This is a genomic window from Thermococcus sp. (genome assembly GCF_026991495.1).
In the GTDB taxonomy this organism is placed as follows: Archaea; Methanobacteriota_B; Thermococci; order Thermococcales; family Thermococcaceae; genus Thermococcus.
Window position 1 is genome coordinate 37,984 of sequence record NZ_JALXBJ010000058.1, and the last position, 9,951, is coordinate 47,934.

Annotated in this window: 5 protein-coding genes; all 5 read left to right on the top strand. The window is 58.7% G+C overall.

Annotated elements, in window-relative coordinates; genetic code table 11:
* The first annotated feature begins 11 nt into the window (after positions 1–11).
* The gene (locus MVB78_RS07570) at positions 12–4,040 is read left to right on the top strand and encodes a PEGA domain-containing protein (RefSeq protein WP_297489944.1); all 4,029 of its coding nucleotides are present in this window, start codon (positions 12–14) and stop codon (positions 4,038–4,040) included.
* A gap of 69 nt (positions 4,041–4,109) precedes the next feature.
* Positions 4,110–7,271, top strand: a complete 3,162-nt coding sequence (locus MVB78_RS07575; RefSeq protein ID WP_297489946.1) for a PEGA domain-containing protein — start codon at positions 4,110–4,112, stop codon at positions 7,269–7,271.
* A 12-nt stretch (positions 7,272–7,283) separates the two neighbouring features.
* Positions 7,284–7,850, top strand: coding sequence for a hypothetical protein (locus MVB78_RS07580; protein ID WP_297489948.1), 567 nt, complete (start codon positions 7,284–7,286; stop codon positions 7,848–7,850).
* Position 7,851: 1 nt separating this feature from the next.
* Positions 7,852–9,000, top strand: a complete 1,149-nt coding sequence (locus tag MVB78_RS07585; RefSeq protein WP_297489950.1) for a 26S protease regulatory subunit — start codon at positions 7,852–7,854, stop codon at positions 8,998–9,000.
* A 45-nt stretch (positions 9,001–9,045) separates the two neighbouring features.
* Positions 9,046–9,951, top strand: a 906-nt coding sequence (locus MVB78_RS07590; protein ID WP_297489952.1) for an ATP-binding protein, incomplete at its 3' end; no start/stop codon positions are given.

The window sequence follows — 9,951 nt, forward strand, 5'->3', positions numbered from 1 at the left end:
TCTACCAAGATGTGGTTGGAAGGGGATACCTCAACGTCACCTCCACCCCCTCCGGAGCTGAGGTCTACATTGACGGGAGCTACGCCGGGAGAACGCCCCTGCCGGAGTACCCCCTGAGCCCGGGCTACCACGTGGTCGGCGTGGCCTACCCAGGCCTGCCAACCTGCTCCACCCTCGTGACCATCACGAACGGCACAACCTCGGCCGTAAGCCCCAACCTGACGGCCCTCTTAAAGGAGAGCGGCCTAAAATGGGTGTGGAGCAGCGGAGCCCCCGTAACCACAGCTTCAACGGACTCAAGCGGCAACCTGACCGTCCTCGGGAGCGGGAACGTAGTGGTGGCCATAAACGGCCAGGGGATTCCCATCTGGTTCCGCAGGCTGGACGACCCCGTGTCGAGGGTCTCGGTGGACGGGAGCGGGGATCTAATCGTGGCTGGAACCCTCTACGATGACATGGTCTACGCCTTTGGGGCGGATGGGAGCCTCCTCTGGAAAGAGGCCGTTGCAGGGGACGTGAACGCCCTGGCCGTCTCGCGGGACGGAAAGTACGTAGCAGTGGGAACCGCCGGATCGCTTCTGTATCTCTTCGACGGGAACGGAAAGCAGCTCTGGGTTTACCCGTCCGGCTCGGGGGTTCAGAGCGGTAAGAACGTCATCAGCGTTGCGATATCAGCGAACGACCAGTACGTCGCCGCGGGCAGGAAAGACGGTACGCTCTGGCTCCTCAAAGTGGACGGGACGCCGGTTATAACTGACCAGCTCGGAGGAGCCGTCAACAGCGTCGCAGTAACCGATGACGGGAGGTACCTGATAGCGGGCTCGAACGACGACAACCTCTACCTCTACACCACCTCCGGGGTGCTGAGGTGGGTAAGGGAGCTCTCCGACGACGTATACAGGGTCAGCACCTCCGGCGGGAGGATAGCGGCCGGCACGTGGGACGGCAACGTCTACCTCTTCGGCACCCTCGGAAACCTCCTCTGGAAAAAGGGAGTGAGCGGGGCAGTTACGGCCTTGGCAATGGACTCCAGCGGGGGCTACGTCGTGGCCGGAACAGGTTTTGGAAAGGTCGTTCTCTTCAACGCCTCAAGCGGTGAAACCATCTGGATCCAGGGCACAGGGGACAGGGTCTGGAAGGTGGAGGCGGTGCCCGAGACGGGGGAGCTGCTCGTCGCGTCCAACGGCCTCCGGTACTTCAACGCCCTCAGCGCCATAGAGTGCAGGGAGGAGGCGGAGAAGGCCATAGGGAGCGCCGGGGAAGTCATTGACAACGCGACGGAGCACGGGATAAACGTCACCGATGCCCAGAGGCTCCTCAACTTGGCGGAGGGGGAGCTCAGCTCGGGGAACTGCACGGGGGCGAGGGAGCTCGCGGAGCTGGCCGGGCAGAACGCTACCCGTGCGATAAGCCTGGCTAAAGAGTCGGCTGAAAAAGCCATAGAAGAGGCCAAAAACGAGACCTACAAAGCGAGGGACATGGGACTGAACGTTACCGGGCCCCTTTCACTGCTGAACGAGTCGGAGAGCCTGTTCTCGGGCGGCTACTATCCGGCGGCTGAGGATAAGGCCAAAGAGGCCTACGGGATAGCCCAAACACTCATCCTGAGGGCTGAGGCGGAGGGCGAGATAGAACGGGCGAACGATACCGTGAGCTTCGCCTCCAGCCACGGGATAAACGTCGCCGAAGCTCAAAGCCTCCTCAGCCGGGCGGAGCAGGAGTTCGACTCCGGGAACTACACCAGGGCAAAGGAAGAGGCGGAAAAAGCCCTCAGTGAGGCTCAGGCGGCCCTGGATAAAGCCAAGAGGGATGCAGGGGCAAAGATCAAGCTGGCCGAGAGAGAGATCAGCGAGGCGAGGAATCTCGGGGCGGACGTTGCAGATCCGCTGAACCTCCTCAACAGCGCTCTCGATCTCTTCAACCAGAGCTACTACCCTGCCGCGGCCGAAAAGGCAGTAAAAGCGTACGACGAGGCGGAGAGGCTGATACTCAGGAAGAAGGCGGAGGAGTCTATAGACGAGGCCCGGGAGGCCATAGAGAACGCCACCGGTGAGGGAGCGGACGTAAACGAGGCCCGGAACCTGCTCAACTTGGCGGAGGAGGAGTTCAGCTCCGGGAACTACACGGGGGCATGGAAACTTGCGAACCGCTCGTATTCAAGCGCGCTCGTGGGCTTTTCTGAGGCGGTTGTTCAGGGGGCCCTCTCGGCCGGCTACAACGTCTCGGACGCGGAGGATCTCGTGAACGAGGCCAGGGAGGCCTACGAGAGCGGGAACTACAGGGACGCCGTGAGGGCGGCCGAGGCCGCCTTAGAGAGGGTCAGGGACAGCGTTGAGAGCATGAGGGAGATGGCATGGGCGGAGATGGGAACCGCCAACGCCACCCTGAAGAAAGCGGAGGACGACCTGGACTTCGCCAAGGAACACGGGGCGGACTCCAACGCGCTGGCTGAATGGGAGAACGAGGTGGAGGGTGCAAAGAACACCCTCGCGGCGGCCATCAGGGCTTACAAGGACGGAGACTACATAAAGGCGTACGGGCTCGCCCGCAACTCCACGGGAACGCTGGAAAAAGTCGCGGCGGCCATCGAAAACGCCATGAGGGAAAAGTACAGAGAGGAAGCGCTCAGCGCGATTCAGGACGCGAAGGAAGGGCTTAAAAACGCCACGGCCGCCGTCGCCCTGCTGAACGAGCTGAACGTAAGCCCCCAAAACCTTCCATCAATGATAGCCTCGGCCAACCGCTCTCTCTCAGAGGCGGAAGCCGCTTTCAACGCCGGCAACTACACCTTGGCAATCGAGGGGGCAAGGGAATCGATGGGGACGAGCGGTCGGGTGGTCGAGAAGGCCAACGAGTTGGCCGAAAACGAGGCTAACTCAAGGGTGAGCGACGCCGAGAACTGCATCAAAGCTGCGGAGAAGAGGGGGGCGGTCGTGGCGGAAGCGGCCAAGAAGCTGGGCTTTGCCAAGGCTGCTCTGTCTGAGGGGGACTACCTGACGGCGATCGTTGAGGCCATGAAAGCTGAGTCCCTGTGCGAGCGGGCCGTTCGGCTCTTCGAAGACTTCTCAAAGGCCTTCGAAGATGCCACGGCCTACCTCTCATCCCTTGGCTCAAAGGGCATAGGCTGCCAGAAGGGTGAGAGCCTGCTCCGGGAGGCGAAGGACAGCGGGGCCGCAGGGGACTACGGGAAGGCGATAGACCTCGCGAAATCGGCGCTCCAGGCCGGAAAGGACTGCGAGCAGACCGGGAGTGACCTCCTGAGGAAGGTGGAGGCCGTAAACTCGACTGCTAACTCCCTGAGGGGGAAGGGCTACTACACGGGGAACGTTGGGCTGCTCCTCTCAAGAGCGGCCGAGAACGTGAGAAACGGGAACTTCACGGCCGCCGCGACCTACATCGCGACCGCCAACTCGACCCTCCTGCGGCTGAAGAAGGAGGGCGACGAAGCGCTTGGGAAGATAAACGAGGCTGAAAAAGCTATAAAGGACGCGGAAAGCCTCGGTCTCAGCCCGGACAAGGCAGAGGAGCTCCTCCAGAAGGCAAAGGCCGCGATGGCGAGGGGGGACTACAAAGCCGCCATGAGCCTCGCCGAGGAGGCAGTTGGGAGGGCGAACGACGTTGATAACGACGGGATACCCAACGCCAGCGACCCGTTCCCGACCATCAACAACTACTACCTCTACGGCGCGATAGCTCTTCTCCTCCTTCTCGCCGTGCTGCTGCTGAGGCGCTATCTGAGGAGGAGGAAGCTGAACAGGCTTTACTCGGAGATCGTCGGGGTCTTCAAGGAGGTGCAGAGCGGCCCGGTGCCGGCTGAGGCAGGGGATGAGGTGAAGCGCATGAAGGAGCTCGTCAACGAGGCCGGGGACGCCTACAGGAGGGGTGACATGAAGGGGCTCGAAGGGATCTTAGGGGAGATCAGGTCAACGGGCGAAAGGGTGAGTTCGAAGAGGAGAGAATACGAGTCCCTCAAGAGGGAAATAATCGAGGAGATAAACTCCATCCTCGGCGTCCAGGGGGGCCAGGGGAGTGAGGGGTGATGGGCCGTCCCTTCCTTCATTTTTTCGGCTCCCGGATCTCCAAAAGGCTGACCGGAGGAGGTGAATGAAATGAAGAAGCTCTCCGTGATTTTGGCTCTGATCTTGGTTTTTTCAGTTTTGGTTGTCCAAACACCAAGCGTTAGGGCAGACGGCTTCAACTACTGGGCGAGGAGCTACGGGGGAAGCGGGACTGATGTTATCAACGACGTTAAGGTTCTGCCGGACGGGAGCATTATCGCGGTTGGATACACCACTTCATCAGGCACCGGCGGAAAGGACGTTTTAGTCATGAAGCTGAGCCCGGAGGGGGGCATAGCATGGGCTAAAACCTACGGCGGGACAAAGGACGATGGTGCCCGTGCGGTTGTCATCGCTCCGAACGGTGATATTATCGTGGCCGGCTGGACTGCAAGCTTCGGCGCTGGCGGTTCTGATGTGTGGATTCTCAGGCTTGATGCTAACGGCAACGTGAAATGGCAGAAAACCTATGGAGGAAGCAGTGATGATGGGGCTAACGCGGTTGCCTTAGCTCCGAACGGTGACATTATTGTAGCCGGCTACACCAAAAGCTTCGGCGCTGGTAGTGCTGATTTTTGGGTTCTCAGGCTTGACAGCGAGGGCAACGTGAAATGGCAGAAGACTTACGGGGGAAGCTACTTGGATGAGGCTCACGCGGTTGCCTTAGCGAGCAACGGTGACGTTATCGTGGCCGGATACACTGAAAGCTTCGGCGCTGGTTATGCTGACTTTTGGGTTCTCAGGCTTGACAGCGAGGGCAACGTTAAGTGGCAGAAGACTTACGAGGGAAGCGACTGGGAGGAGGCTAACGCGGTTGCTTTAGCGAGCAACGGTGACGTTATCGTGGCCGGATACACTGAAAGCTTCGGCGCTGGTTGGAATGATGTTTGGGTTCTCAGGCTTGACAGCGAGGGAAACGTGAAGTGGCAGAAGACTTACGGGGGAAGCGATTATGATGAGGCTCACGCGGTTGCTGTAGCGAGCAACGGTGACGTTATCGTGGCCGGCTACACTGACAGCTTCGGCGCTGGAACTCCAGGTTACTCAAACGTTTGGATCCTCAGGCTTGACGGCGAGGGCAACGTGAAGTGGCAGAAGACTTACGGAGGAAGCGATAATGATGTGGCTTTCGCGGTTGCTTTAGCGAGCAACGGTGACGTTATCGTGGCCGGCTACACTTACAGCTTCGGCGCTGGAAAAGCTGACTTTTGGGTTCTCAGACTTCCTCCGGATGGGAACCTGCCCGGCTTCTCCAGGGATTCAAACGCGAAGATAACCATTCCCAGTCCCGACGTGCGGGATTCAAAAGCCGCGGTTGAGGACTCAGGTGTTACTCCTCAGGACTCGCACGCCTACCCGAACCAGGCCGAGCTGACGGTTAAAACCCAGTACGGGCCGGCACTCCCAGCCTTCACAATACTCTCAGTTCCTCCAGGGGCAAGCGTTTACATCGACGGCTCTTATAATGGAACGACACCTTTAACCCTCAACCTAACCCCTGGAACACACCAAGTAAAAATCACCAAACAGGGTTACAAGAACTACACGACAACAGTAACCCTGAATCCGGGAGAGAGCAAAACCATCTCGGCAACGCTGACGCCAGCCTATGGCTATTTGAGCGTTGACTCCTCTCCAGCCGGAGCAAAGGTTTACGTTGACGGTTCTTACGCTGGAGACACTCCACTCAAGGACTACAAACTCTCCACCGGCGAGCACACGGTTAAAATCATTAAAGACGGTTACCAGAACTTTACAAAGACGGTAACGGTAAGTCCCGGTGAGAAGGCGAGCGTTGCGGCGAGTTTAGTTCAGATAAAATCGCATCAAACTACCAGTTCACCTCTGGTCACGTCAATCCCACCAACCCAAACGGCTCAAGCGACAGCCGGCGGTGGGATACCCAAAACCTACATCATCGCAGGCCTTCTTGTCCTTGGCCTGCTCGGCGGCGTTGCCGCAAAAGCCCGGGGCAGAAAGCCCAAACCTTCGCCTTCATCAGCGAGCAGCGTGAGGAGGGCACCAAAGAAAGAGAAGCCCCCTGCACCTCCGAGAGTCCCCTACTTCCCGCCAGAGCTTCTGGAAAAATACGAGCCCCTTGAGTTCCTCGGCGAGGGCGGCTTCGCCAGGGTGTATAAGGTGAAAAGGAAGAAAGACGGCAAAGTAGTCGCGGTTAAAATCCCCTCCCTGGGCAGCGAGGCGGCTAAAAAAGCCTTCCTGAAGGAAGTTAAGGCCTGGAGCAGGCTCGACCACCCGAACATAGTAAAGCTCTACGGCGCGTACAAAACGCCCGTCCCCCACATCGAGATGGAGTACGTTGAGGGAGCGAGGATAAGGAGGAGGCTCGTGAGGGATCTCGGGGCTTACCCCGTTCCGGCCGATGAGGAGACCGCGCTGAAGCTCGTCAGGGGCATAGCTGAGGGCTTAAAACACGCCCACTCAAAGCAGGTTTTCCACCGCGACCTCAAGCCTCAGAACGTTCTCCTAAAGAGTGACCTGACACCGAAGATAACCGACTGGGGACTGGCAAAGGTCGGTGCGGTTTCCACGACCGCGACGGCCATGAAGGGCTTAACCTATCTCTACGCGGCCCCGGAGCAGGTGGATGAGAAGTTCTATGGCCACACCGACCACAGAACCGACATCTACCAGCTCGGCCTCATCTTCTACGAGCTCCTAACCGGGGGGCAGCCCTACGAGGGGAGCTCGATAGTGAGCGTCATGACCAAGATAACGAAGCCGGACGAGAGGCCAAAGCCGCCTTCAGCCTTCAACCCGAAGCTGAAGAAGTACGACGGGATCTTTGAGAAGCTCCTCGCGAAGAGGAAGGAGGAACGCTATGGGAGCGTTGACGAGTTCCTTGAGGCGCTGGACGCCGTCCAGGAGATCCAGAGGGAGAAGGAGGAGCTCAAAAAGACGACAACGGCCATGGTGAAGAGCAAAACCAGGGCGGAGTTCGAGAAGCTGTGGCGCGCCGGCGTTCTCAAGACCATAAAGATAGCCCGGCTGAGCCTCAGGGCCAACGACAGGGGGGAGCTCTTGGGGGCGCTCGACGAGCTCAGGGGGATAACTAAGGAGAACTCAAAGGACGTGGAACATTTAATAGGCCAGGTGGAGATACTCGTGAGAGAAGGTGTGGCGATGAGCGATGAGACGAAGACTAAGGTCGAGGAGCTCCTCAAGAGGATTGAGTGGGAGGTATTCAGGAGCTGAGGGGGTAGTACCATGGTGAAGTTCTGGAAATCGAAGGAGGACCGGGAGATAGAGCGCAAGATGCGCATGAGGAAGGCCAAGATGGCCCTTAAGCAGTACATAAACAACCTTGAGAACCTGAAGCGCAAAATCTTCCTCCAGGGGAAGGAAGCGGCTAAGCTCGGCGACGAGGCGCTGTTAAAGAGGAGCGCGGTAAAGTACCTCGCCTTGGAGGAGAGGATAAAGCAGGCTAAACGACTGCTCCTCCTCATGGAGGAAGCTGAGATACAGAGGGAGCTCGTGAAGGTCTCCGCGAACTTCATCCAGTTCAGCCAGGACATAGTCGAGAGCATTGCCGAAGGGCCCGGGGCGCAGGACATAGCGAAGATGCAGGTGGAGTTCGAGAAGGCCATGGGCAGGGTGGAGGAGCTGGACGATGCCCTCGCCTCGATGCTTGATCTAACGAGCGAGAGCATCCTGACCGGCGACTTCAGCGCGGAGACTGTTGAGGAAGCTGCCTCCCTCTTCGAGGAGTCGGCTTCATCTGACCTCGAACCCAGGAGCAGGCTCAAGCAGATCGAAGACGCGATGAGGGGTTGACATGCAGTCCCTCTACCTCTCCCTTTTCGAGGAGTGCAGACGGGAGTACGAGCGGGCACTTGCCGGGGGAGACGAGAAGGCCGCGGCTGAATTCGCTGAAAAATGCGCCGGGATACTCAGGAGGATAGCGGAGAAGACGCCCTCAAAGGCCGGCCTGTACCTCGAAAAGGCGGAAAAGTGGGAGGCCACCGCGAGGGAGCTTAGAAAAGAGGCAGGGAAACCAAGGGCACTCCCTCCAGCTCCAGCCGGCGGGGGAAGCCCTCCCCAAGATGAGTACACCCCGCTGGTCGAGGGCTTAATCTCGCGCTCGGCCGTAACCTGGGAGGACATAGGCGGTCTTGAGGGGGTCAAAAAGCTCCTCGCGAGGAACGTTGCTCTGGCCTTTGCCAAAAAGCCAGAGGCCGTGAAGCCCTGGAAGGGGATCCTCCTCTTCGGGCCGCCGGGAACGGGAAAAACCCTGCTCGCTTCAGCGGCCGCCGGGAGCTTAAACGCGACCTTCTTCAACGTGAAGGCCAGCGACGTTCTGAGCAAGTACTACGGCGAGAGCTCGAAGCTCATCTCTGCCCTCTACAGGGTGGCGAGGGAGAGGGCCCCGAGCATAGTCTTCATTGACGAGATAGATGCCCTCAGCATGAAGCGCGAGAGCGTCCACGAAGCGACGCGCAGAGCCCTCGCGACGCTCCTAACTGAGCTGGACGGGTTCAAGAGTAATGAGGAGCGCTTTGTACTAACGCTGGCTTCAACGAACACCCCCTGGGATCTGGACGAGGCTATCCTCTCGCGCTTCCCTATCAGGGTCTACGTGCCGCTGCCGGATAAGGAAGCCGTCAAGGCCATCGTGAGGATACACACGAAGGGCCTCGACGTCTCCCGGTTAGACCTCGACGCCATAGCGGAGGAGAGCGTTAAAAGGCTGTACTCCGGCAGGGAGATCACAGCCTTGTGCCAGGCGGCGATACACCGCATGCTCGAGGAGGTGAACCCGGAGCTGGGGGAGCTCGATGCCCTCTCAAGGATCGGGGAGCTTGAGCTGAAGGTCAGACCCCTTGAGATGAGGGATTTCGAGGAGGCTTTTAAGCGGATCAAAAGCCCGCTGACGAGGAAGGACATTGAGAGGTATGAGAAGTGGACGGAGGAGTTCGGGGGATAGTTTTAAATTTTATACCTGCCAAGTATAATACCTGAGGGGTATAAAATGAAGTTCTACAACAGGGGAAAGGAGATCGATCTCCTGAGGAAGGCCAAGAGAGTAGCTATAATAGGCAGGAGAAGGGTTGGAAAGACGAGGCTGGTCGAGGAGGCCCTCAACCCGATAACTCTCTTCATCCCCGCCGAAAAGAGAGAGGCCTTGATATGCGACGACTGGATCAGAGAGATCAGGGAGAGGCGCTACATCCCAACGCTCGGCTCGATGGGGGAGATAGTGGAGTTCCTCATGCGAGAGGGGGAGACGGTCTTCATAGACGAGCTCCAGAACGTCCTCAGGGTGAACCCAGCCTTCCTCTACGACCTCCAGAGGCTCCTCGACAAGTACCGCGAGGCCAAGCTGGTTGTCACCGGCTCTCTCATAGCGATGTCAAAGAGGCTCGTTGAGGACTATTCCAGTCCGCTCTACGGCAGGTTCGACGTGGTGATAAAGCTTAGAGAGCTCGACTTCAAAACCGTTCTAAGGATAGTGAAGGACCTTGGCTACGGCATCGAGGAGGCCGTTGTGATGTGGTCGGTCTTCGGCGGCCTGCCGAAGTACTACGAGACGCTTGAGCGCTTCTCGATGGAGCCTGAAGAGTTCATCAGGATGCTGTTCTTCGAGGAGCCGTATCCGATGTTCCCCGAGGTCATGCTCATGCTCAAGGAAGAACTTGGAAAGGAATACAGGACGTACTTCAGCATACTCCAGGCGATAAGCGAGGGCAGGAACACCCTCGGCGAGATATCAGCTTACCTCTCGGTCAGGAGCACGAGTCTGACCAAATACCTCCGCGCCCTTGAGAGGGACTACGAGCTGGTGGTAAAGCGAAAGGACGCCTTTGGAAGGGGGAGGTACCGCTATAGCATAGCCCAGAACCTCGTGGACTTCTGGTTCCGCTTCCTCTGGAGAAAC